Consider the following 23,545-nt stretch of genomic DNA (forward strand, 5'->3'; position numbering starts at 1 on the left):
GTCGGCGGTCACCGATGATGACGGGGGTCGCCGGGATCGACCCCGGGCCGTACGCTCGGCCGCATGGAGCAGGACGCCAACGGTATGGGCGGGCCGGTATCCGGGCGGGCCCGCGTTCCCGGCGGCCCGCCGGCCGGGCGCGCCGGCGTGCCGGTCGGCCGGGCCGCGGTGGGCGGCTCGGCAGCGGTGGCGGGCTCGGCAGTGGTGGCAGGCTCGGCAGTGGTGGCAGGCTCGGCAGTGGTGGGCGACTCGCCCGCCCCCGGTGGCTCGGGCGCGGGCCGGGCCGGGGCACGGGCGAAGCGAAGACGCCGGCGCAACGTCCTCATCGCCTCGATCGCCGCGTTCATCCTGGTCACCGGCATCGGCCTGGTCTCGGGCACCTACTACTTCGACAAGGTCGCGCTGCCGGAGGACATCGCGCTGGCCGAGTCGACCACGATCTACTTCGCCGACGGCCAGACGCCGATGGGCAGCATCGGGGAGAACCGCACCTCCCTGGCGTTCAAGGACATCCCGCCCGACATGCAGCACGCGGTGGTCGCGGCCGAGGACAACACGTTCTACACCAACGACGGCGTGGACTACCGGGGCGTCGTGCGAGCCGCCTGGAACAACGTCTCCGGGGGTGACCGGCAGGGCGCCTCGACGATCAGCCAGCAGTACGCCCGCCGCTGGGCCGATCTCGAGGGCGTCACCTACGCGCGCAAGCTCCGCGAGGCGGTCATCGCGCTGAAGCTCAACCAGCAGTACAGCAAGGACGAGATCATGACGATGTACCTCAACATCGTCTACTTCGGCCGCGGCGCCTACGGCGTGGAGGCCGCCGCCCAGGCCTACTTCGCCAAGTCCGCGAAGGAGCTCAAGACGAACGAGGCCATGCTCCTCGCCGCGCTGATCAAGAACCCGGAGGGCAGCGGCAAGGGCTCCCCGTTCGACCCCAACATCGACAAGGCGCAGTCGCAGAAGCGGTTCGCCTACGTCCGCGACCAGATGATCGAGCTCAAGTTCGTGCCCGCGGCCGAGGCCGACGCCCGGATGCGGTTCCCGGACAACGTCATCACGCCGGCGCAGGCGCGGGAGCGGGCGGTCGCGCGGCAGAACCTCGGCAAGCCCGAGGGCCTCATCATCCACCACGTGCTCGGCGAGGTCGCGGCGCTGACCGACCCGCGCACCGGCCAGCCGCTCTACGAGGACACCGACGCCGACGGCAAGAAGAACTTCGACAAGATCCGCAACGGCGGCCTGAAGATCGTGACCACGGTCGACAAGGACATCCAGCAGATCGCGGTGAGCAAGGCCAGCCGCGCCAAGGGCTCCAACATGGAGAAGCAGCCGCCGAACCTGCAGGCCGCGCTCGTGGCGGTCGAGCCCGGCAACGGTGGCGTGAAGGCCTACTACGGCGGCGACGACGGCAACGGCTGCGACTACGCGAGCTACTACGCCGACCCGGTGCTCGGCACCGGCGGCCCGAGCTGCGGCGGCGGGCACCCGCCGGGCTCGACGTTCAAGGTCTACACCCTCGCGTCCGCGCTGATGGCCGGCTACTCCATCGACTCGATGTGGAACGGGGTGCCGCAGGACTTCCCCGGGCGTACGGCGGCCAAGCACAACCAGGTCAAGAACGCGACCGAGGGCGTCGAACCGGAGTGCAAGTCCGGCTCCGGCAAGTGGTGCACCCTGGAGGAGGTCACGGTCCAGTCGCTGAACGTGCCCTTCTACGCGATCACGCTGCAGCTCACGCCGGCCCGGGTGATCGACACGGCCCGCGCGGCCGGGATCCGCAACATGTGGGCGACGGTGCAGGGCCAGGACCAGCCGCAGCGCATCGACCTCGAGAAGCTCAAGGGGGCCGACGTCGCCCCGAAGTACTTCCAGGAGGAGGTGGGCTTCGGGCAGTACCCGATCACCGTCCTCGACCACGCGGGCGGCCTGGCGACCTTCGCGGCCCGCGGCACCGCCTTCAGGACCCACTTCCTCAAGGAGGTGTGGACCGGCGACCGCAAGACCTACGGCGAGGTCCTCAAGGGCACCCGCATCCCCGGCTTCTCCGAGCAGATGGCCGACAACATGGCCCAGGTGCTCACCGGCGTGCCGCAGCACTACGGGCTGAAGTCGCCGCACGGGTACCAGCTCGCCGGGAAGACCGGCACCTGGCAGCTGGGCAACACCACGTCGAACGCGCACGCGTGGATGGGCGGCTTCGTGCCCTACGACCCGGGCCGCAAGGCGCCGGGGCTGGCCGCCGCGGTCTGGGTCGGCAACAAGGACAAGGAGGTCGCCATCAAGGACCGCAGCGGCAACAACATCATCGGCGGCAAGCTGCCCGGCCCGATCTGGGCCGACTTCATGGACTCGGCCCTGACCAAGGTCAACATGCCGAAGATCAAGTTCCCGCGGGCGCCGATCACCGGCAACAAGGACGTCGGCACCGGGGTGTCGCCGCAGCCGAGCGTGCCCGGCTTCCCGGGCTGGCCCGGACCGGGCGACCCGGGCCAGAACCCGAACCGGCCGGGGCCGACCCGCCGCCGCTGACCCACCCGGCGGGCCCTACAGCTTCACCAGGTCCGCGAGCACGGCTCCGTCGGCGGGCAGGCGCGACGGGGCCGGGCTGTCGTACACCACGAGCAGCCGCCGGTGCTCCGGCGGCCCCACGAGCGTGATGCCCTCGGCGTGGTCGTCGCCCTCGCCGTAGGGCAGGTCGAGCTCGCGCCGCACCGCGTCGCCGCGCACCACCTGCGGGGCGGCGGCGCGGGCGGCGTGGTGCCAGCGGTACAGGCGCACCGGGCCGTCCAGGTCCATCGACGGGCCCGCGAGCAGCAGCAGGTCGTCGCCGTCCGGGCACATGTCGCGGATGCCGAGGCCGTCGAGGCCGAGCACGTGCTTGCGGTAGCGCCGGCCGTCCTCGAACGGACGCAGGCGCAGCCGCTGGGGGGCGTCGGGCCCGGCGTAGGGCCGCAGCTCCAGCACGACCGCCCAGCCGCGCAGCACGGGCCCGCGCAGGCCCAGGTACACCCGCTCGCCGTGCACCGCGATGCCCTCGATGTCCAGCCCGTTGTCCTTGCCGGGGATGGGCAGGAACGGCGCGAGGTGCGGGTCGTCGCGCAGCAGGTTGCGCAGGTTGTCCTCGCCGCTGAGGATCGCCGCGTGCTGCCGGCCCGCCTCGGTGTCCACCCACGGCACCGGCTCGCCGCCGGCGAGCGGCAGCCGCACCAGGATCTGCCGGTTGTCCTGCCCCTCGACCCGGGCGAGCCGCTTGAGCGGCTTGGCGCCGTCGTGGTGGGCCTTGATCTGCTTGCGGCGCAGGCTGTGCGAGCCGACGGCCCACAGGAACGGCCCCGAACGCGCCAGGCCCTCGATGTCGGCCTCCTCGTCGGCGTCGGCGCCGGGCAGCGGCACCAGGTCGGCCAGGCGGTAGCTGGTCTCGTCGGTGTAGCGACCGGGCTCGAGGGGGTCGTCGGCCACGAGCCGCTCGATCGTGGCGGTCTCGTCGCCGGCGACCCAGAGCATCGGCCCGTCGGCGCGCACGGCCGAGAGGTTGGTGTGCGTGGTCGCGGCGCGGGAGCGCTCGCCGAGGTACAACCGCACGGTTCGTTCGACTGTCACCCGCTCATCGTGACATCGCCGCGACATCGGGATGATCACGTAGGGCGGATCCCCCTAGCGCAGCAGGTCGGCGATGCGTTCGAGGCCCTGGCGCAGGCGGCGGAAGTACGTCGCCCGGCTCAGGTGCAGGCGATGCGCCACCAGGTCGTGGCCGCCCGTGCCGCGCAGGTAGTACTCGTGCAGCACCGCCGCCGACTCACGGTCCGTCGGCGAGGCCGAGGCGGCCAGGGCCAGGATCGCGGCGGTCAGCTCCGGGGGTGCCGGCCGGCCCGCCCGGAGGCGCTCCAGGCCCGAGCGCACGGCGGCGAGGTCCGGCTCCGGCTCGGGCGGGGCCTGCAGGCCGGTCAGCCACGCGGGCAGCTGGGCGGGGCGGAAGGCGCGGGCGTAGACGGCGTTGGCGCGGCCGCAGCGGTAGAGGTCGTCGCGGGTCGTGCCGAGGCGGCGCAGGCCGAAGCGGGCGCACATCTGCTGGTACGGCTGCCACGGCGTCGACACGATCAGCCGTCCGTTCGCGATGCCCTGCACCAGGACCTGCCGCACCAGCAGCGGCTGGAAGCGGGTGAACCCCTCCTCGACCGCCATCATCCCGACCAGCGCCCCGCGGCCGGCGGCGGCCTTGGCGTGCTGCTGGAGCAGGGGTTCGAGCACCGGGGCGGGGCCGGCGCCGAGCGGGGTGAGGTTGACCATGCCGACGGGGCGGTCCTCGCCGTCGACGAGCATGTGGAAGCCGTGCTCGGCGCCGTCGAGCCAGCGCTGGAGCATCCGGTCGGCGCCGCGGTGGTCGAGGCCCTCGGTCGCGGCCCACTGGCGGGTCAGGCGGCCCATGGCGCCGGCGTCGGCGGCGGTGCCGGGCCGCACGCGCATCGGGCCGGGCGGCTCGGCGAAGAGGTCGGCGCGGAAGCCGGGGCGGGCGGCGAGGAAGAGCACCTGCTCGGCGAGCCGGGCCCGCAGCCTCGCGTCGCCGGCCCGCGCGACCTGGCCGTGGCGGCGAGCGACCGCCCTGGCCGCCAGCCGGCGTCGCCGGTTCGGTCTGCGCCAGCGGTACGCCCAGTCGAACACGAACCGGAAGGGCTCCACGACGGCGAGGCCGTGGGCGTCGGCGCGGACCACGCTGAGCCGGGCGAGCGTGTCGAAGGCGCGGCTCGAGGTGCCGGCCAGCGCGGCGAGCAGCTCCTCGTCGGCGCCGTCGACGGTGGCGAGCACCGACAGGCCCTCGGCGTCCAGGTCGGGTGCCTCGCCGCGCAGGCGGTGCAGCAGCACGGGCGCGGCCGCGGCGGCGAGGGGGCCGGGCGCGCGGTCGGCGCCGGCCAGCAGCGCCCCGGCGACGGCCCGCGCGAGCAGCGGGATGCCCCCGGCGAGCCGGACGGCGAGATCGTCGGCGACCAGCGCGCGGATCGCCTCCGGCGGCCACGGGGCGAGCTCGACGAGGGTGACCGGGTCGCCGCCCCAGGCCGGCCGGGCCGCGAGGGGCCGGCGGGAGGCGACGATCGCCACCGTGCCGGCCGGGGCGCGCTGGAGGCGGCGGCGCGCGGCGCGGATGCGGGGCTCGCTGTCGGTCGCGTCGAAGATCCACGGTCGGCGCAGACCCGGACGATCCCTGGCGAACTCCGCCAACAGCCGCGATTTGCCCACGCCCAGCGGGCCCGTGAGATTGACGATCCCGGGCGTCGCGCACGCTTCGGCGAGCCTCGATAAGCCGCTCGGCATCCCTGGACGATAGCGCGGCGCCGATGCGTTCGGGCCGGGAACCGATGAGACTCGGATGAGACTCCGGCGGGCGTCCGGCTCCATAGGCTCGGTCCACCCCCATCAATCGAGGAGGACAAATGGATCTCCGCCGGATCCGCACCATCGCCGCGGCCGCGCTCCTGGCCGGGGCCGCCGCCGTCGCGCTCGACGCCCAGCCCGCCGCGGCCGCCGTCACCGGCTGCGTCTACGGCTCCAACCTGTCCCTCAACCAGATGTCGGCGACGTGCACCACGACGCTCGCCGAGCGCTGGTACCTGCGGCTGACCTGCGAGCGCCTGGGCACCGGGCACGACATCTACGCCAACGGATCGCTCGTCTACGGCCCGGGCCGCGACACGTCGATCGCCCGGTGCCCGCTCAACACCGAGATCGTCGGCACCACGATCGCCTACCTGTAATTCACCCTCGCATTCGCGGAATCGGGCAGCGAGGGTTCCGTCGGCGGGTGGGTCTCCGGTTCCATGGTCCCCATTCCCTCGACCAGGGAGGTTATGTGGGATACAGAAGGAAGCTCACCGGCGCCGCGGTGCTCACCGCGTCGCTGACGCTGACGGCGGCGGGCCTGGTGTCGGCCCCCGCCAACGCCGAGGCCGGGGCCACGACCGAGTACACGGTCGTGGCCGCGGACAACGTCTCCACGGCCGACGCCACCGCCGCCATCGTCAAGGCCGGCGGCAAGGTGACCGGCAGCACGAGTGACGTGGGCATGTTCACGGTCGTCGCGCCGCAGAACGGCTTCGTCGAGAAGGCCGCGAACACGGCCGGGCTCGTCGGGGCGACGCGCAAGACCGTGATCGGCCGGGCCCCGAAGAAGCAACAGCCGGGCGAGGTCGAGCGCGAGGCCCAGCAGGCGGCCGCGGCCGCGAAGCGGGGCGGCGGCAAGAAGCCGGCCACGGCCGGGATGGACCCGCTGGACGACAAGCTGTGGGGCCTCACGGCCGTCAAGTCGGACAAGGCGCGCAAGGTCAACGCGGGCGACAAGCGCGTGACCGTCGGCATCCTCGACACCGGCGTGGACGCGTCCAACCCCGACATCGCCCCGAACTTCAACTGGGCGCTGTCGAAGAACTTCGCGAAGGACATGCCCGACATCGACGGACCGTGCGAGGTCGCGAGCTGCCTCGACCCGGTCGGCACCGACGACGGCGGCCACGGCACGCACGTCGCCGGCACGATCGGCGCGGCGGCCAACGGCATCGGCGTCTCCGGTGTCGCGCCGAACGTGTCGCTGGTCGAGCTCAAGGGCGGCCAGGACTCCGGGTACTTCTTCCTGGAGCCGGTCGTCAACGCGCTCGTGCACGCGGCCAACAACGGCGTCGACGTGGTGAACATGTCGTTCTACGTCGACCCGTGGGCGTACAACTGCCTCGGCAACCCGGCCGACTCCCCGGCCGCGCAGGCGGAGCAGCGCACCACCATCAAGGCGATGTTCCGCGCCCTCACCTATGCGCACACCAAGGGTGTGACCCTGATCAGCGCGCTGGGCAACAACCACGAGGACAAGGGCAAGCCGCGCACGGACATCTCCAGCCCGGACTACCCGGCGGACTCGGCCTACGACCGGCCGATCCAGAACAGCTCGTGCTGGGACCTGCCGACGGAGGGCCCCTTCGTCCTCAGCGTGTCCGCGCTCGGCCCGTCGCTGAACAAGGCCGACTACTCCGACTACGGGGTGGAGCGGACCGCCGTCTCGGCACCGGGCGGCTACTTCCGTGACGGCCTGGGCACCGACACCTACCGGACCCCGGGCAACGAGATCCTGTCCACGTACCCGAAGAAGGTCCTGCAGGAGGAGGGCTCGGTCGACGCGGACGGCAACGTCCTGCCCGAGTTCGCCGACTCCGTCTTCAAGCAGTGCACCGCGGCCGGGCAGTGCGGGTACTACACGTACCTGCAGGGCACCTCGATGGCCTCGCCGCACGCCGCCGGCGTCGCGGCGCTGATCGTCAGCGCGCACGGCACCAAGCAGGGCCGGGGCGGCTTCGGCCTGGAGCCCTGGAAGGTGGAGTACCTGCTGCTCAGCACGGCCGCGGAGCACGCGTGCCCCGAGCCGCGCACGGTGTCCTACGTCAACGTCGGCCGCTCGGCCGAGTTCGACGCGACCTGCGAGGGCAGCAAGCAGTTCAACGGTTTCTACGGCCACGGCATCGTCGACGCCTACGCCGCGGTCACCGCCCACGCCTGGTGGGAGCACCACTAAGCACTGGAGCCGGGGCCGTCTCCTCGCGGGGCGGCTCCGGCGCCCGGTACTCGCGCTCGAGGTCCTCCAGGGCCGCGCGCAGGGCCGCCAGCCGCTCCTCGATGCCCTTGTGCACCGGGGGCGGCGGCTGCTTCTCCGACTCGTGCGCCTCCTGCAGCGCGTTGAGGACCACGCCGACGAGCAGGTTGGTGAGCAGGTACGACGCGGTGATCATGTACGACAGGTAGTACAGGACGCCCCACTCGGTGACCTCGCGCCCGGCCCGCAGCGTGTCGGTGATGCCGTCCAGGGACAGCAGCAGGAACAGCGACAGCATGGCCTGCCCGACGGTGCCGTACTCCTGCGGGTACGCGGTGCCGAAGAGCATCCAGCCGATCATGGCGTAGCCGTAGAGCACGAGCAGCGTGATGAGCAGGAAGCTGCCCAGCCCCGGCAGGCTGCGGCGGATGCCGACGAGGATCACCCGCAGGCTCGGGAAGAGCCGGAACGCGCGCACGATCCGGGCCAGGCGCAGCAGCCGCAGCAGCGTCACGTTCTCGCGCACGCCCGGGACCAGCGGCGCGAGGATGATCGCGAGGTCGAACAGGTTCCACCGGTCGCGCGCGAAGCCCTTCACGTTCGCGGCGAAGCGGATCAGCAGCTCGAGCGAGAAGCAGCCGAGGAAGACGTACTCCAGCACGTGAAACGCCGGACCGGCCTCGTCGACGACGCCGTGGTACGTCTCCAGGCCCAGCGTGGCCGCATTGAGCACGATCACGGCGAACGACGCGGCGTTGAACCACGGCGCGGCGACGAGCCCGCGGCACACGGCCGCGACCCGCCCCGCCGGACTGTTTTCCACGGGGCGGCAGCCTACACAGTGCCGGTGCCGCCCGGCTTCGTGCCCTCCGCCCGGCGGACGCGCCGCGGGGTCCGGTCGCGGCCTCAGCGCCGGGCGAGCAGCCGCACGGTCGCGCCGGCCAGGACCAGGCCGAGGCCGGTCAGCAGCATCAGGCTCAGCGCGGCCCCGGTGACCGGCAGGGTGCCCGGCGCCGGGGCCGGTGGCGTCGCCGGTGGCGTGGCGGCCGCGGGCCGGACGGTCAGCGCCAGCTTCAGGGTGTGCGCGGTGCCGTCCGGGCCGGTGCCGAGGGCCACGAAGGCGTGCTCCCCCGCGGGCAGGTCCGCCGGTACCGTCACCGGGGCCGAGAAGTCGCCGTTCGCGTCCGCGGTCACCGTGGTCAGGACCGTCGGGGTGGAGTACACCGTCACCGTCACGGTCGAGTAGGGGGCGAAGCCGTGCCCCGTGACGACGATGCGCTTGCCGGGCGGGACGGTGCCGGCCGGGCCCTGGTCCGTCGCCAGCGTCAGCGGGGTGTCGGGCACGGTCGCGGGCGGGGCGGGGGTCGTCGGCGCGACCGCCGCCGAGGGCGGGCTCGCGGCCGAGTCGCCGCCGTGCACGCCCTTGGCCACGACCGTGACGGTGTACGACCGGCCACCCTCGGCCCCGAGCACGCAGCTGGTGTCCGTGGCGCTGCGCGTCTGGCACGTGGCCGGGCCCGGCGTCGCGGTCGCGACGTAGCCGGCGATGCCCGAGCCCGGGGTGCCCGCCGTCCACGAGACGGTGATCGAGGCGATGCCCGCCACCGCGGTCACGGCCGCCGGGGCGCCCGGGGCCACGCCCGGGGTCGTCGTCGCCGGGGCGCTGGGCGCGGAGTCGCCGGCCGGTGAGTGCGCGACCACGGTGATCGTGTATCGGGTGCCGTTCGCCAGGCCGGTGATCGAGCACGTGTCCGCCGCCGCGTCGCAGCTCGCGCCGCCGGGCTGGGCGGTGGCCGTGTAGCCCGTGACGCCCGCGGCCGAGGCCGGCGGGTTCCACGTGACCACGGCCCCGCGATCGGCCGGGGCCGCGCTCGCGATCGCCGGCGGCGTCGCGGCGGCCAGGGCCGTGATCGGGCTCGACGCGGCGGAGAGGGTGCCCTCGACGCCACCGCGAAGGGCGGAGACCGCGAAGGTGTACCGCACGCCGGCGCTCAGCCCCGGGACCGTGCACGGCGACGCGGCACAGTCCACCGTGGACCCGCCGGAGACGTGCACCCGGTAGCCGTCGACGGTCCCGCCCGGCCCGGTCCAGGTCACCGAGACGGTGCCGGAGCCGTTGACGCTGACCGGGCCGATCGCCGGGGCGCCCGGGGCCGCCACGGCGACGGTCGCGGCGGAGGCCGCGGACGCGACGCCGGCGCCGGCCTGGTTGCGGGCGGTGACCCGGAAGCGGTAGGAGGCGCCCGCGGTGAGGCCCGAGATCGAGCACGACGCGGTGGCGGGGGCGGCGCAGTCCCCGGTGGGCACCGCCGTGAACGCGCCGCCGTCCTCGGACATCTCGACGCCGTAGCCGGTGACCGGCGGGGCGGGCGCGGTCCACGTCAGGCTCATCGAGCGGTCCCCGGCCACGGCCACGGCGGGCGGCCCGGGCGCGGCCGGCACGTCGAGCGCGGTCACCGGGGCGGACGCGGACGAGCGGGGGCCCTCGAGCCCGGCGGCGAAGGCGGAGACGGTGAAGGTGTACGGCGAGCCCGGCGTGAGCCCCGCGACGGCGCACGGCGACGCGGGGCAGTCCACGGTGGAGCCGTCGGAGGCGTATACCCGGTAGGAGTCGGCGCCGCCGGGCGGGGCGGTCCACGCCACCGAGACGATGCCCGGGCCGGTGACCGCCCCGCCCACCGCGGCCGGGGCGGGCGGCGGCGTGCGGACCGCGACCGCACCGGACTGCGCCTGGCCGTCCACGGTCGCCCGCACCGAGCCGGCGCCGGTGGCCGTGCCGGTGAACGTGGCCGTGGCGGTGCCCGTGCCGGGCTGGATAGCGCCCTGCTGGGCCGAGAGCGTCCCGCCCGTCGCGGACCAGGTCACCGCGGCCCCGGTGAGCGCGCCGAGCTCACCGGCGGGCACGCTCGCGTCCGCCGAGTCGGTGAGGAAGCCCGCCGTCGCCGTCGCCGGGGCGCCGGTGAGGATCGACGCCGGCACCACCGCGACGCCCAGCCGCAGCACGGGTGCCGCGGTCAGCGTGCCCGCCGCGTCGACCACGGCGTCGCAGCCCGCGCCGCCGCCGGGCCCGGCGTTGCAGCCCCACCAGTCGCGCGTCGCGGTGAGCGTGCCGCCCGCGTGGTACAGGCCGGGCGTGTTGCCCGTGATCCGGCTGTAGGTGACGCTCGCGCTGCCGGCCACGTACAGCGCGCCGCCGAGGCCCTGGGCGCCGCCGGTGCCGGAGGCGGTGTTGGCGGTGAAGACGGTGCGGGTGAACGCCGGGGTGCCCGACTGGACGTAGACCGCTCCCCCGCGGGCGTCGGCGCCGCTGCCGCTGCCGGTGGCGGTGTTGGCGTCGAACGTCGTGTCGGTGACCGTCATCGAGCCGCCCGCGACGTCGGCGCGCAGGGCCAGCGCGGCGCCGCCGCCGGGGGCCGCGCCCGGGCCGGACCCGCTGACGTTGGCCATCGTGTTGGCGCGGAAGGTGCTGCCGTCGATCGTGAGGGAGTCGGTGGCGTGCTGGGCGGAGAAGTACACGCCGCCGCCGGGGCTGCTGCCGGAGCTGTTGGCGCTGAACGTGCAGTCCGACACCGAGAGGCTGCCGCCGGCCATGGCGACGCCGCCGCCGGGCGCGTTCGTGCGGCTCGCCGAGGCGTCGTTGACGTTGCCGGTGACGCGGCAGTCGGAGAGGGTCAGCGAGTCGGGGGTGGCCGCGGCCGGCGCGCCCGCGAGGATGCCGCCGCCGCCCACGCCGTCGGTCCCCCGGCCGTTGCGGATCGTGAGGCCGGACAGGGTGACGTCGACGGCGCCGGCCTCGGTCGGGTCGAGGTTGAACACGCGGTCGGCCGCACCGCCGTCCACGACGGTCGATCCGGGGCCGGCGCCGGTCACGGTCAGGTGCACCGGGCCGGCCCCGCCGGCGACGACGAGGGCGCCGAGGCTCAGGGTGTAGGTGCCGGCGGGGACCGCGACGGTGCCCGTGCCGGCGTTGCGGGCCCGGCAGACCGCCTCGCGCAGCGACAGCTGGCCGTCGGCGCCGGTGCCGGTCGTGATCGCCGGGTTCGCGCAGGCGCCGAGGTCGTCGGCGTCCTGCGTGCTCGTCACGCTGTGCGTGGCGGCGTAGGCCGGACGGGCGAACGCGATGCCGGCGACGGCGGCGAGCAGGACCGCGACACCGGCCCGGCTCAGCTGCTCCACCCTGGTCCTCATGGTCAAGAATCTAGCCGATTCAGACACTTGCGGTGTTAGTCTGCGCACGCTAGGTAGTCGAATCGCTGTGGGGGTATGCGATGGTTACCCGCCGAGAGGCGCTCACGGCCGGGGCCGGTGCGGTCGCCGGGATCGCCCTCGTGGCCCGGGCGACGCTGCCGCCGCTGAGCCGGTCCCGGTTCGCGCCGCTGGCCGGGGCCGCCTTCGAGCTCGAGGCGCTCGACGGCTCGGGCGCCCGGCACGCCGTGACGCTCGCGAGCGTGCCCGGCACCGAGCGGTCCTTCGCGCTGCGCTTCGCCACGAGTGCGGCCGTGGGCGACGGGCTGTATCGGGTACACCATCCGGATCTGGCGCCCGTGGACCTCTTCGTCGCGCCCGTCGGCCCCGGCCCGGGCCTGCTCGAGGCGGTCGTGAACCGCGAGGCGGCATGATCCGGGTCCGCCCGGCCACCGACGCCGACGACGCCTTCCTGCGGGCGGTCCACGCGGCGAGCCGGGACGAGGAGGTCGCGCGGTTCGGCTGGGACCCGGGGCGGACGGCCGCGTTGCTGGCCATGCAGTTCGACGCGCAGCGCCGGCACTTCCGCTCGGCCTGGCCCCGGGCCGTCGACGGCGTCGTCGAGGCCGCCGGGGAGCCGGTCGGGCGGCTGTACCTCGACCGGGGCCCGGCGGCGTTCACCGTGCTCGACGTCGCGCTGCTGGCCGGCGCGCGGGGCACCGGCATCGGCACGGCGCTGCTGCGCGGGCTGCAGGCCGAGGCGGCCGCGCTCGGCCGGGCGATCGAGCTGCGGGTGGTGTCCGGGAACCCGGCCCGGCGGCTGTACGAGCGGCTCGGCTTCCGCCCTGACGCCCGCGACGCCGGCGGCGGGCCGCGACTCGCGCTGCGGTGGGCCGCATGAGCGACATGTTCGTGGGCGAGATCCGCATGTTCGCGGGCAGCTACGCCCCCAGCGGCTGGATGGAGTGCGCCGGGCAGGTGCTCGCCATCGCCGAGTACGAGCTGCTGTTCAACCTCATCGGGACCACCTTCGGCGGCGACGGGCAGACCACGTTCGCGCTGCCCGACCTGCGCGGGCGCGCCCCGATCCACCAGGGCACCGGGCCGGGGCTCGGCCCGCGCGTCCCCGGCGAGGCCGGCGGGGCGGAGGCGGTCGCGCTCACCGTCGCGAACCTGCCCGCGCACGGTCACCAGCCGGTCGCGGCCTCCGCGAGCGGCACCGCCGACAGCCCCGCGGGCGCGTTCTGGGCCGCCATGCCGGACACGCCCTACGCGGCCGACCCGGCAAGCCGGGTGCCGATGCACGGCGCCGCGCTCACGAGCGCCGGTGGCGGGCAGCCGCACGAGAACCGCGCGCCGTACCTGACGATCCGGTACATCATCGCGCTGAACGGCATCTACCCGTCACCGACCTAGGAGCGCCGCATGACCGAGCAGTTCCTCGGCGAGATCCGCCTCTGCTCCTTCCCCTTCGCGCCCAAGGACTGGGCGCTGTGCAACGGCCAGCTGCTGGCGATCGCGCCGAACCAGGCGCTGTTCTCGCTGCTGGGCACGGCCTACGGCGGCAACGGCACGACCACCTTCGCCCTGCCGGACCTGCGCGGCCGCCGGGCCGTGCATACCGGGCCGGCCTTCGCGCTCGGCTCGGCCGGCGGCGTGGAGACGGTCGCGCTGACGCCGGCGCAGATGCCGGTGCACGCGCACGTACCGCAGGCCGCCGCGACCGGCACCAGCAACGCGCCCACGAGCAACGTGTGGGCCCCACTGCCGGGCGGCTACGCGCCGGTCGCGGACTCGGCCCTGGACAGCGCGTGCGTGGCGCAGGCCGGTGGCGGCTCGGCCCACGAGAACATGCCGCCCTTCCTGACCCTGACCTTCGTAATCGCGCTGACGGGCATCTTCCCGTCCCGGCCCTGAGGCTGCGTTTCGATGTCGGACCCTTTCCTCGGCGAGATCCGCATGTGGGCGGGCAGCTACGCGCCGGTCGGCTGGGCGCTGTGCAACGGCCAGCTCGTGCCGATCTCCCAGAACCCCGCGCTGTTCTCGCTGCTCGGCGTCGCCTACGGCGGCAACGGCACGACGACGTTCGCGCTGCCGGACCTGCAGGGCGCGACGCCGGTCTCGCTCGGCCAGGGCCCGGGCCTGTCCCGGTACGACCTGGGCCAGGCCGGCGGCGCCGCCACCGTGACCCTGGCCGCGACCGAGCTGCCCCAGCACACGCACGCGGCCCGGGCCGCGGCGGTGCGCGGCGACCGCAACAGCCCGGCCGGGGCGACCTGGGCGCAGGCGTACCTGGGCCGCGTGCTGGACCACGGCTACGCGCCGGCCCCGGACGGCACGGCGATGGCGGCGGGGGCCCTGACCCCGGCGGGCGGCGGGCAGCCGCACGAGAACCTGCCGCCCTACCTCACGCTGACGTTCATCATCGCGCTGCAGGGCATCTTCCCGCCGCGCCCGTGAGCGGCCGGGGCCGGTCAGGCCTTGGCGGTGCCCAGGGCGGTCTGGATGGCCTTGACCAGGACCGCGACCACCAGGGCGACCGACGGGCGGATCGAGGACTCCTCCATGCTCACCGTCCCGGTGAAGCCGGCGTGGTCGGAGATCTTCTCCAGCCGCGCGTGCGCCGCCCGCACGTCCTCGCCGGTCAGGCCCAGGGCCGGCTCCATGCGCACGGCCGCGACCAGGGTCGCCAGGGCCGCGGTGCGCTCGTCGGGCTGATCGTCGCCGATCAGGGCGAGGCTCAGCCGGTCGCGCACGTCGGCCTCGACCGAGGGGTCGATCGTCGGGTACCGGTGCAGGTGGATGTAGCCGTCCGCGGTCGTCTCGTCGACGTCGCAGATGATGTTGCGGGCGCACAGGTCGGCCAGCACGCGCTCGCGCAGGCCGTGGCGGAGGCGCTGCAGCCAGGAGGCCGGGGAGTGCGGGGTGTCGGCCGCGACGCGGGTCAGGACCTCGTCGGCGATCGCCTCGCCCGTCGGCGCGGGGTTCGTCACCGCCAGGGCGCCGCCGACGTAGGCGATGCGGCCCGCCAGTGCCAGCTCGACCAGCACGGCGGCGGCCATGCCCAGGTCGAGGCCGATGGTCGAACCGGTCGCCCGGCCCGACTCGTCGTCGTAGGCGAGCAGGAGTAATTCCTCGGCCAACGCTACTGAACCCATGCCTCGGGACGTTAGCGCGTACCCGCCAGGGGTCAAGCCCCCGGTCCGCGACCCGCGGGGGCCGGGGCACCCCGGCGGCGCCAGCGGGGGCGGGCGATCCGGCTACCCAGCGTAGGCATCGGCAGGCGTACCGTGAACGAGGCCCCGTGGCCGGGGACGCTGGACGCCGTGATGGTGCCGCCGTGGCCGGTCACGACCTCGCGGAGCAGGGCCAGGCCGAGGCCGTGGCGGCGCTCCCCCGCCCCGGGGCCGCGGTGGAACCGGTCGAAGATGCGCTCGGCGTCGGCCGGGTCGAAGCCCGCGCCGGTGTCCCGGACGGTCACCTCGGCGATGTTCCCGTGACCGCCGGCGCGACGCACGGTCACCGCGATGCGGCCGCCGGGCGGCAGGTGCGCGAGGGCGTTGGCCAGCAGCTCGCTGAGCACCCGGCGCAGGGCGGACTCGATGCCGGAGACGAGCAGCGGGCCGCCGGGGGTCGTGACGGTGATGGTCTGCCCGCGCTCGGCGGCCAGGTCCGACTCGGCCGCGACCGCATCGGCCGCGAGGGCGGCGAGGTCGACCGGCTCCACGGCGGGCAGGCCGTCCGGGGCCGCGGCGAGGCGGGCCGACAGCAGCAGCTCGTCGACGATCTCGCCGAGGCGGCGGGTCGAGGCCACCAGCCGCGCGAGGTCGCGGGAGGCCGAGCCGCGGCGGGCCAGCAGCTGGGCGCGGGTGTGGACCTGGGCGATCGGGGTGCGCAGCTCGTGGCTGGCGTCGGCGACGAACCGGCGCTGCCGGGCCAGGGCGTCGACCAGGGGGGCGACCGCGTGCCGGCCGACGAGCACGCCGGTGAGCACCGCGGCCAGCAGGCCGGCCAGGGCCGCCAGGGTGAAGGCGAACAGCAGGTGCCGGCGGTCGGAGAGCTGGAAGCGGGCGTCGAAGGCGACCTGGACGACGCGGTCGCCGCGGCGCTCGGTGTGCACGTAGTAGCTGGTGCCGTCGCGGGTCAGGCGGGAGTCGCGGGGGCGGCCGGTCACGGCGGCCGACTCGGCGTCGGCGCGCACCGGCAGGCCGGGCGGGGGCGGGGTGTTGGCGCCGAGGAAGGTGCCGTGCTCGTACCAGAAGACCCAGCTGCAGGCGGGCGGCCCGGGGACGGTGCCGTTGGCCGCGCCCCAGGCCAGCTCCCGCCGGATCTGGGCCTCCTGGCCGCGCACCAGCACGAGGTAGGAGATCCCGCCGGCCAGGGCCAGCAGCGCGGTGATCGCCAGCCCGACGCCGAGGCCGAGGCGCAGCCGCGCGCGGCGGACGAGGATCTCCTCCGCGGCGTTCACAGCGTGCCCAGGCGGTAGCCGAGCCCGTGCACCGTGCGGACCACCGGCCGGCCGAGCTTGCGGCGCAGGTAGTAGACGTAGGTGTCGACGATCGACGCGGCCGCGGCCTCGTCGAAGACCAGCCGCCGCAGCTCCGCGCGCGGGTGGACGGCCCGCGCCCGCGACGCCAGCACGCGCAGCAGCTCGAACTCGCGCGCGGACAGGGCGACCCGGGTGCCGTCGGGCAGCACGGCGTCGCGGGCCACGAGGTCGAGCCGCCCGCCGCCGACCCGCAGCGACCCGGCCGGCGCCGGCGTGCGCCGGACCAGGGCCCGGACGCGCGCGCTGAGCTCGTCGAGGTCGAACGGCTTGACCAGGTAGTCGTCGGCGCCCGCGTCGAGGCCGGCGACGCGGTCGCCGACGGTGCCGAGCGCCGTGAGCATGAGCGCGCGGGCCGGCACCGAGCGGGAGCGCAGCCGGGCGACCAGGTCGAGCCCGTCGAGCGCGGGCAGCAGCCGGTCGATGACCATGACGTCGTAGGGCCGGGTGAGGCCTAAGTGGAGCCCGCGCTGGCCGTCGTGCGCCCGGTCGACGACGTAGCCCTCGTCGACCAGCGTCTCGGTCACCATCTCACTGAGCTCCTCGTCGTCCTCGACGACCAGGAGCCGCGGGGGTTCCACGGCACGCACACCATGACAATGGCAGGCTCAAGGGGCGACCGGGGAGTGATGGTTATCTCTTTCCGGAACACTTGCGGAAATCGCGGACCGTCGATCGATCCAGCTCAGCAGCGGCGTGGTCATGATCGTGGTGACGAGGGCGACGAGCACCAGGACGGTGAACAGCGACGGGCCGACGATGCCGGCCTCCAGCCCCACGTTGAGCGCGATGAGCTGCATCAGCCCGCGGGCGTTCATGAGCGCGCCGATGCGCAGCGCCACCGCGCCGGGCTCGCCCCGCAGCCGGGCCGCCGCCCAGCAGGCGCCGAACTTGCCGGCGATGGCGAGCACCACGCAGGCGACCGCGAACAGCAGCACCGCCGGGTCGCCGAGCAGCCCGAACTCGGTCCGCAGGCCGGAGAAGGTGAAGAACAGGGGCAGGAAGACGACGGACGCGATCGGGGTGAGCGTCTCGACGACCTTGTCGGTGCGGGCGGTGTGCGGCATGACCACGCCGGCCGCGAAGGCGCCGAAGACGGCGTAGAGGCCGATCACGTCGGTGTACCAGGCCACGAGGAACAGCAGCGCGACCGTGCCCAGCAGCCGCCCCCGCTCGCCGAGGCGGTCGCCGGTCATCAGGGCGTTGCCGGCGCGCCGTCCGCCGAGCCACAGGGCCAGCGCGAAGACGGCCGCGCCGCCGCCGGTGACGATCGCCGGGCCGGGCTCGCCCGAGGCCGCGGCGAGCACGACCGCCAGCATGATCCACGCGGCCATGTCGTCCAGCGCGCCGCTGGCCAGGGCGAGCGAGCCGTACCGGGTGCCGGCCAGCCCCCGCTCGGTGATGATCCGGGCGAGCATCGGGAACGCGGTGATGGCCAGCGCGACGCCGACGAAGGCGGCCGTGACGCCCAGCGGCGTGCCCGCCCGGCGCACCGGGGCGAGCCCGTCGGTGAGCACGACCAGCAGCACGCCGAGCACGAGCGGCGCGCTCACCCCGGCCACCGAGACCGCGGCGGCCGTCCCGGCGACGCGCGTGATGCGATGGCCGGTGAAGGCGTACCCGGCCTGGAACATGAACAGCACGAGGCCGACCTGGCCCACGACGTACAGCACCGGCAGCAGTGGCGCCGGGAACAGCCAGTGCTCCACCCCCGGCAGCAGCAGGCCGAGCAGCGACGGGCCGAGCAGGACCCCGGCGAGCATCTCGCTGACCACGGCCGGCTGCCCGGCCTTGCCCAGCAGCCAGGCCACGCCCTTGCAGAAGATCAGGATCGCGGCGACGGCGATGAAGAAGGCGGGTGCGAGCTCGGTGGGCGTCACGGGCGGGCCTCCTCGAAGTAGGTGCTGCAGAGCCGCTGACGACGGGCGTCGAGGACCATGTACGTCCCGCAGACCAGCTGCGTCAGCGCGCGCCCGGCCCCCGCCCAGCGATCGCGGAACGCCTGGGCGGCGAGCCGGATCCGGCCCGGGGCACGGACCCCGGCGGGCGTGAGGTAGGCGGGGCCTCGGCTCGGCAGCGAGCGCGTGTGCGCCGCGGCCGAGGTGAGGATGTACCGGCGCAGCACCTCGCGGGTGGCCGCGCGCAGCATGACGGGGGCGGCGCCGCGGGCCGGGCAGGCGCGGTTGGCCGCGACGCCGTACGGGATGTAGTGCGCCTCCTGCTTCGCCAACCGCAGCCACCGGTCGGGGTCGAAGACGTCGTCGGCGGCCGGTCCGGTGCGCTGGTAGGCGAGGTAGTTGAACAGCAGCACGGAGCCGGCGGGCAGCGTGACGCGCTCGTCGACGACGATCGGCGCGGAGGTGATGCGGTGCGCGATGCCGAAGAGCGGGTGCACGCGCAGGGTCTCGTCGACGGCCCGGTCGAGCTCGGCGTCGTCGCCGGGGTCCGGGGCCCGGTGCGGGTGCCGGGCGACGCTGAGCAGCACGTGCGCCATCGCCTCGGACATCTGCACGACGGCGGTGTTGAAGAACGCGCCCTGCAGGTACCACGCCGTCTCCCGCGCGCTGAACCCGCCGGGCAGCACCACCGGGCAGGTGCCGTCCTCGACGCGGCCGAGCAGGTAGCGGGTGAGCCGGTCGCGGCGGTCGAGGTGGCGCAGGGAGGTGCCCTTGAGCGCGGTGACGACGTCGTCGGCGTTGGCCACGATGAGGTCCCGGGCCGCGGGCGGGCAGGGCTCGCCGAAGACCAGCTCGTAGTACACCTCGGCCCAGACCGGCATCATGAGGTCCCGCAGGCGCACGTGGGTGGTGCGGCCGGGCGGCAGCGCGTCGAGCCGGCGCCGGGTGGCCGCCGTGGCCAGCTCGTCGCAGCGCGCGTGCGGCACCGCGAGGACCCGGCGGGTGGTGCGGGCGACCTGGCGGTAGCGCTCCCCCGGCTCCAGGTGCTCCTGGTGCATCTGCGGGCCGGGGGCCAGCCAGTACCAGAACAGGTCGGAAAGGCCGGCGCCGCGGCTGCGCCCGTCCGCGGCCGGGTCGGCGTAGACGCGCTCGAAGTGCTCGGCGGCGACCAGCGGCCCCGGCACCGGGATGCCCTCCTCCCCGTTGACCCGCCTGAAGATCCATTCGCGGACGGCGACGACGGCCGACGGCAGCCAGCGGGGCACCGTCCACAGCGCGCCGGCGAGGACGGCGAGCAGGACCCACCTCATCGGACGGCCACCAGGTCCGGCGTGCAGTCGGCCGGGGTGCGGGCGCCCACGAGCGCGAGGGCCCGGTCGAGGTCGTCGAAGAGCCGGCAGAGCACCTGCCGCACGCCCTCGGCCCCGCCGGCCGCGAGCCCCCACAGCACCGGCCGCCCGACGAGCACCGCGTCGGCCCCGAGCGCGAGGGCGGCCACCACGTCGGCCCCGCGCCGGACCCCGCCGTCGACGAGCACCGGCAGCCGCCCCCCGACGGCCTCGGCGACCGCCGGCAGCGCGTCGATGGTGGCGATCGCCCCGTCGAGCTGGCGGCCGCCGTGGTTGGACACCAGCAACCCGTGCACGCCGTGCTCGACGGCGAGCTCGGCGTCGGCCGGGTGCAGGACGCCCTTGAGCAGGATCGGCAGCCCGGTGATCCCGCGCAGCCAGGCGATGCCCTCCCAGCCGAGCGCCGCGTCCATGGCGATGTCCCGCACCGCGCCGGTCTCGTCGCGCAGGTTCTCGCAGGCCAGCCCGGGCGGCAGGTCGTGGAAGCGGTTGCGGTGGTCGCGCTCGCGCCGGCCGAACACGGGCGAGTCCGCGGTGACCACGAGGGCCCGGCAGCCGGCCGCCTCGACGCGGCGCACGAGCGCGGCGGTGAAGGCGCGGTCCGGCTGGAGGTACAGCTGGAACCACCACGGTCCCCCGGCCGCGGCGATCGCCTCGACGGGCGTGGTGGCGGCCATGCTGACGACCAGCACCGTGCCGGCGCCGGCGGTCCCGCGGGCGGTGGCGACCTCGCCGTCGGGGTGGGCCAGGCGGTGGAACGCGGTCGGGGCGACGAGGACCGGCGCGGCCAGCTCGGTGCCGAACAGGGTGGTGCGCAGGTCCCGCGGGCCGGTCGCGCGCAGGACGCGCGGCCGGAGCCGGACGCGGTCGAACGCGGCGGTGTTGGCGCGCAGGGTCCGCTCGTCCCCGGCGCCGCCCTCGAAGTAGTCCCGGTGCGCGGGTTCGAGTTGCTCCCGCGCCCGGGCCCGCAGGTCAGCGAACATCGAGCTGCCGGGCGACGAACGCCGCGAGGGGCCGCACGTGGACCTCCGGCCGGTCCCACCGGTTCTCCAGGTTCTCGGCGAGATGGTGCACGGCCACGACCTCGCCGCCGCGGAGCGCCCGCACGACCGGGTGCAGGTAGGCGGCGTCGTGCGCCTGCCCGGCGGCGTCCTGCGCGATGCGGCGCACGCTGATGTCGAACGGGTCGACCTTGTCGTGGTCGGGGCCGTACTCCAGCGTCGTGAGCAGCGCCAGCGGCGGGTCGCCGAGGCCGCCGTCGCGCACGTAGTCGACCGGGACCTCCTCGAGGTAGGACACCTGCCCGTCCTCGACGGTCACGACGTCGGCGAGGAACCCGAACTGCTGCCAGAGCGCGGAGCTGCGGTTCACCCGCGCGATGATCGCGTCGGTGATCGCCTCCGGGCCGGCCTTCAGCGGCGTCGCCGGCCACGGGGTGGCGTGGTGGCGCGCCTGCAGGATCCGGTGCAGGGCCCGCACCCCGTAGCGGAAGCCGTGGATGAACCCGTTGGTCCCCCGCTTGAAGTCGCGCTGCTGGGTCAGGGTCCCGGCGAAGTAGAGCCCGGGCACGTTGACCGACTCGAACGCGCTCGTCTGCTGCGGGAAGCGGTCCTTGATGGCCAGGTCGGGGCGGGCCGACTCGTCGAAGATCGAGGCGTCGAAGCGGAAGCCGGTGCACGCGAGCACCCGGTCGTAGCGCAGCTGCTTCACCACCTCGTCGGCCCGGGAGAAGCTGAACGTGACCGTGTAGCCGTCCGCGTCCCGCTCGATGCGGCGCACGTGGCCGTCGAGGACCGCGTTGGCGGACTTGAGCTGGTAGGTGTCCAGGAAGTTGTTGTTGACCGCGCGCAGGTGCCCGACGTAGTGCGTGCGCCAGGCCAGGTGCACCGAGCTCGGGCCGGCCACGTGGATGACGGTGGTGGTCTCCATGAGCGCGTCGGCGGTCTCGAACGCGGAGTTGCCCTTGCCGATGACGAGCACCCGCTGGCCGGTGAAGTCGTCCGGGTCGACCGGCATGTCCGCGTAGTGCTCGGCCAGCTCGTAGCCCTCGATCGGCGGCTCGTAGGACCTGGACATCCCGGTGGCGACGACGACGTGGCGGGCCGCGATGCCGTCGACGTCGAAGAGGCCGTCGGCGAAGGCGACGCGCGAGACCCTGGTGTCGTAGCGGATCCGCAGGTCCAGGCGCGAGGCGAAGTCGGCCAGGTAGCGCAGGTAGTCCTCGGCCTGGGGGAAGTACCGCGGCGTGTACCGGGTGAAGAGCAGCGCGGGATCGTCGCTCAGCAGCGAGTTCCAGTCGAGGCGCAGGTTCAGCTCGGGGTCGTCGGTGCCGGTGCGCGGCTTGTTGATCGAGATCAGCTGCCGGTGCCGCGGGAACCGGGCGAAGAACGCGCCCGGCCGCCCGGCGCCCTCCAGCACCAGGTAGTCGCGGCGGCCCTCGGCCTGCAGCAGCGCGGCGAGCTGCAGCCCGGCCGGGCCGGCCCCGATGATCAGGTAGTCGAGCGTCACGACGGTCACCTCTCGAGCTCTTCGACGGCGTCGGCGGCCCGCCGCACGTCGTCCTCCAACGGCCGGTCCGGGTCGATCGGGGGCACCGCGGCCACGAGGGCGTCGAGCACCGCGGCGTTGCCGGGCGCGGTCGGCGCCCGGGCGCCGACGTACGCGGCCTGCCGCAGCCCGAGCGCGAGCGACCCGACGATGAGCCGCAGCAGCCCGGCCTGGTCGAGGGCCCGCAGCGCGGCCTGGTTGCCCAGCGGGATCACGTCCTGGTTGTGCAGGTTGGTCGGCAGGCTCTGCATGCTGGCGGGCATGGCGTCGCGGCGGATCTCGGCGACGATCGCGGTCGAGGCGAGCTGGACGCCCTGCAGGCCGTGCTGGCGGCCGGGCCCGGCCGCCAGCATCGGCGGCAGGCCGGTGTTGCGGGCCGGGTCCACGAGCAGGTCGAGCTGGCGCTCGGCGAGGTTGCCGACCTGGGCCACGACCATCGAGAGCACGTCCGCGGCGAACGCGGCCGGCTGGCCGAAGAAGTTGCCGCCGTGCACCACGGCGTCGTCGTCCGGGAAGAACAGCGGGTTGTCGCTGATCCCGCTCAGGTCGGCGGCGACGACGCCGTCGGCGTAGGCGAGCGCGTCCTCGGCCGCGCCGAGCAGCTGCGGGGAGCAGCGCAGGCTGTAGGGCTCCTGCAGCGGGCGCTTGCCCGACGGGGCCTGGCCCGCGGCGAAGCCGCGCATCGCCGCGCCGACGGCGATCGCGCCCGGGTGGCCGTAGGAGCGCAGCAGCCGCTCGTCGAGGAACTGCGGGTCGCTGCCGAGCAGGTCGGCGAGCAGGCAGGTGAGCCGCTGCACGGCCCGGTGCGCGGCGCGGGTGCGCACGAGCGCGAGGGCGAGCGCGGCGGTGGTGAGCGAGGTGCCGTTGACGAGCGCGAGGGCGTCGCGGCCGTCGAGCGGCAGCGGCTCCAGGCCGCTGCGGCGCAGCGCCTCGGCGGCCGGCAGGCGCTCCCGGCCGGCGTAGGCGTGGCCGCGGCCGCGCAGGGCCTGGGCGGCGGCGCCGAGCGGGATCAGGTCGCCGCTCGCGCCGACCGAGCCGTAGCGGGGCATCGCCGGCGCGAACGCCGTGCCCAGCATCGCGGCCAGGGCGTCGATGACGTGCGGGGAGACCCCGGACGCGCCGCGCGCGAGGGACCACGCCCGCACCAGCATCGTGGCCCGGGCGACGTGCGGGTCGATGTCGGGGCCGTGCCCGGCGCCGAGGTGGGCGAGGGTGTTGTCGGCCTGGTCGCGCAGGTCGGCGCGGCCCGCGTAGCCCACGAGCGCGCCGAAGCCGGTGGTGGCGCCGTAGACCGCGCGGTCGTCGCCGAGCGCCTTGGCCAGGAAGGCGCGGCCGGCCGCCACCCGGTCCCGCACCGCCGCCCCGGCCGTGACCCGGATCGGGTCGCGGGCGGCGAGCAGGTCCGCGATCCGCAGCGGCGCCGCGAGGTCAACCTCTGCCGTCATGGGAG

The 23,545-nt window shown here is 75.1% G+C and carries 20 protein-coding genes; 8 read left to right on the forward strand and 12 right to left on the reverse strand.

Annotated elements, in window-relative coordinates:
• Window positions 1-63 precede the first annotated feature (63 nt).
• On the forward strand, window positions 64-2,532 hold the full coding sequence (locus ACQP1P_RS32845) for a transglycosylase domain-containing protein (RefSeq protein WP_433076792.1): 2,469 nt from the start codon (window positions 64-66) through the stop codon (window positions 2,530-2,532).
• Between the two features lie 15 nt (window positions 2,533-2,547).
• Here the strand turns inward: ACQP1P_RS32845 and ACQP1P_RS32850 are convergent, their stop codons facing one another.
• Both ACQP1P_RS32850 and ACQP1P_RS32855 read right to left on the reverse strand, forming a co-directional pair.
• On the reverse strand, window positions 2,548-3,603 hold the full coding sequence (locus ACQP1P_RS32850; RefSeq protein ID WP_433076794.1) for a DUF3616 domain-containing protein: 1,056 nt from the start codon (window positions 3,601-3,603) through the stop codon (window positions 2,548-2,550).
• A gap of 54 nt (window positions 3,604-3,657) precedes the next feature.
• On the reverse strand, window positions 3,658-5,310 hold the full coding sequence (locus tag ACQP1P_RS32855; RefSeq protein ID WP_433076796.1) for a hypothetical protein: 1,653 nt from the start codon (window positions 5,308-5,310) through the stop codon (window positions 3,658-3,660).
• 119 nt (window positions 5,311-5,429) lie between these two features.
• Here ACQP1P_RS32855 and ACQP1P_RS32860 point away from each other — a divergent pair, with 119 nt between their 5' ends.
• Together ACQP1P_RS32860 and ACQP1P_RS32865 are read left to right on the forward strand one after the other, a co-directional pair.
• Window positions 5,430-5,750 carry a hypothetical protein gene (locus ACQP1P_RS32860; RefSeq protein WP_433076798.1) on the forward strand — a complete coding sequence of 107 codons (321 nt, stop codon included), beginning with the start codon at window positions 5,430-5,432 and terminating at the stop codon, window positions 5,748-5,750.
• Between the two features lie 95 nt (window positions 5,751-5,845).
• Window positions 5,846-7,552 (forward strand): S8 family serine peptidase, encoded by a 1,707-nt coding sequence (locus ACQP1P_RS32865; RefSeq protein ID WP_433076800.1) that lies wholly within the window; start codon window positions 5,846-5,848, stop codon window positions 7,550-7,552.
• Here the strand turns inward: ACQP1P_RS32865 and ACQP1P_RS32870 are convergent.
• Window positions 7,521-8,393, reverse strand: a complete 873-nt coding sequence (locus tag ACQP1P_RS32870; protein ID WP_433076802.1) for an ion transporter — start codon at window positions 8,391-8,393, stop codon at window positions 7,521-7,523. The genes ACQP1P_RS32865 and ACQP1P_RS32870 overlap by 32 nt on opposite strands.
• An 83-nt stretch (window positions 8,394-8,476) precedes the next feature.
• On the reverse strand, window positions 8,477-11,758 hold the full coding sequence (locus ACQP1P_RS32875; protein ID WP_433076804.1) for a fibronectin type III domain-containing protein: 3,282 nt from the start codon (window positions 11,756-11,758) through the stop codon (window positions 8,477-8,479).
• Window positions 11,759-11,838: 80 nt separating this feature from the next.
• Between ACQP1P_RS32875 and ACQP1P_RS32880 the strand changes: the two genes are divergently transcribed.
• Genes ACQP1P_RS32880 through ACQP1P_RS32900 form a run of 5 tightly spaced genes read left to right on the forward strand, consistent with a single transcriptional unit; the run spans window position 11,839 to window position 14,215 of the window.
• Complete coding sequence (locus ACQP1P_RS32880) at window positions 11,839-12,189, forward strand: DUF6916 family protein (RefSeq protein WP_433076806.1); 351 nt, start codon at window positions 11,839-11,841, stop codon at window positions 12,187-12,189.
• Window positions 12,186-12,656, forward strand: a complete 471-nt coding sequence (locus tag ACQP1P_RS32885; RefSeq protein ID WP_433076808.1) for an N-acetyltransferase family protein — start codon at window positions 12,186-12,188, stop codon at window positions 12,654-12,656. The genes ACQP1P_RS32880 and ACQP1P_RS32885 overlap by 4 nt, the downstream gene beginning before the upstream one ends.
• Window positions 12,653-13,171: a phage tail protein gene (locus ACQP1P_RS32890; RefSeq protein ID WP_433076810.1), complete on the forward strand. Its 519-nt coding sequence runs from the start codon at window positions 12,653-12,655 to the stop codon at window positions 13,169-13,171. Before ACQP1P_RS32885 ends, ACQP1P_RS32890 begins: the two co-directional genes overlap by 4 nt.
• Window positions 13,172-13,180: 9 nt before the next feature.
• On the forward strand, window positions 13,181-13,672 hold the full coding sequence (locus ACQP1P_RS32895; protein WP_433076812.1) for a phage tail protein: 492 nt from the start codon (window positions 13,181-13,183) through the stop codon (window positions 13,670-13,672).
• Window positions 13,673-13,684: 12 nt separating this feature from the next.
• Window positions 13,685-14,215: a phage tail protein gene (locus ACQP1P_RS32900; RefSeq protein ID WP_433076814.1), complete on the forward strand. Its 531-nt coding sequence runs from the start codon at window positions 13,685-13,687 to the stop codon at window positions 14,213-14,215.
• A gap of 14 nt (window positions 14,216-14,229) precedes the next feature.
• Here the strand turns inward: ACQP1P_RS32900 and ACQP1P_RS32905 are convergent, their stop codons facing one another.
• From ACQP1P_RS32905 to ACQP1P_RS32940, 8 genes are all read right to left on the reverse strand, one after another.
• Window positions 14,230-14,913 (reverse strand): GOLPH3/VPS74 family protein, encoded by a 684-nt coding sequence (locus tag ACQP1P_RS32905; RefSeq protein ID WP_433076816.1) that lies wholly within the window; start codon window positions 14,911-14,913, stop codon window positions 14,230-14,232.
• Window positions 14,914-14,945: 32 nt separating this feature from the next.
• Window positions 14,946-16,223: a sensor histidine kinase gene (locus ACQP1P_RS32910; RefSeq protein WP_433076818.1), complete on the reverse strand. Its 1,278-nt coding sequence runs from the start codon at window positions 16,221-16,223 to the stop codon at window positions 14,946-14,948.
• Window positions 16,220-16,831, reverse strand: a complete 612-nt coding sequence (locus tag ACQP1P_RS32915) for a response regulator transcription factor (protein WP_433090200.1) — start codon at window positions 16,829-16,831, stop codon at window positions 16,220-16,222. Before ACQP1P_RS32915 ends, ACQP1P_RS32910 begins: the two co-directional genes overlap by 4 nt.
• Window positions 16,832-16,909: 78 nt before the next feature.
• The gene (locus tag ACQP1P_RS32920) at window positions 16,910-18,181 is read right to left on the reverse strand and encodes a cation:proton antiporter (RefSeq protein WP_433076820.1); all 1,272 of its coding nucleotides are present in this window, start codon (window positions 18,179-18,181) and stop codon (window positions 16,910-16,912) included.
• The gene (locus tag ACQP1P_RS32925) at window positions 18,178-19,509 is read right to left on the reverse strand and encodes a cytochrome P450 (protein ID WP_433076822.1); all 1,332 of its coding nucleotides are present in this window, start codon (window positions 19,507-19,509) and stop codon (window positions 18,178-18,180) included. Before ACQP1P_RS32925 ends, ACQP1P_RS32920 begins: the two co-directional genes overlap by 4 nt.
• Window positions 19,506-20,531 (reverse strand): alpha-hydroxy acid oxidase, encoded by a 1,026-nt coding sequence (locus ACQP1P_RS32930; RefSeq protein WP_433076824.1) that lies wholly within the window; start codon window positions 20,529-20,531, stop codon window positions 19,506-19,508. The genes ACQP1P_RS32925 and ACQP1P_RS32930 overlap by 4 nt, the downstream gene beginning before the upstream one ends.
• Window positions 20,521-22,056, reverse strand: a complete 1,536-nt coding sequence (locus ACQP1P_RS32935) for an NAD(P)-binding domain-containing protein (protein WP_433076826.1) — start codon at window positions 22,054-22,056, stop codon at window positions 20,521-20,523. Before ACQP1P_RS32935 ends, ACQP1P_RS32930 begins: the two co-directional genes overlap by 11 nt.
• A 5-nt stretch (window positions 22,057-22,061) precedes the next feature.
• Window positions 22,062-23,540 carry an aromatic amino acid ammonia-lyase gene (locus tag ACQP1P_RS32940; RefSeq protein WP_433076828.1) on the reverse strand — a complete coding sequence of 493 codons (1,479 nt, stop codon included), beginning with the start codon at window positions 23,538-23,540 and terminating at the stop codon, window positions 22,062-22,064.
• Window positions 23,541-23,545: the final 5 nt, after the last annotated feature.

The organism is Dactylosporangium sp. CA-052675, assembly GCF_050947935.1.
Lineage (GTDB): Bacteria > Actinomycetota > Actinomycetes > Mycobacteriales > Micromonosporaceae > Dactylosporangium.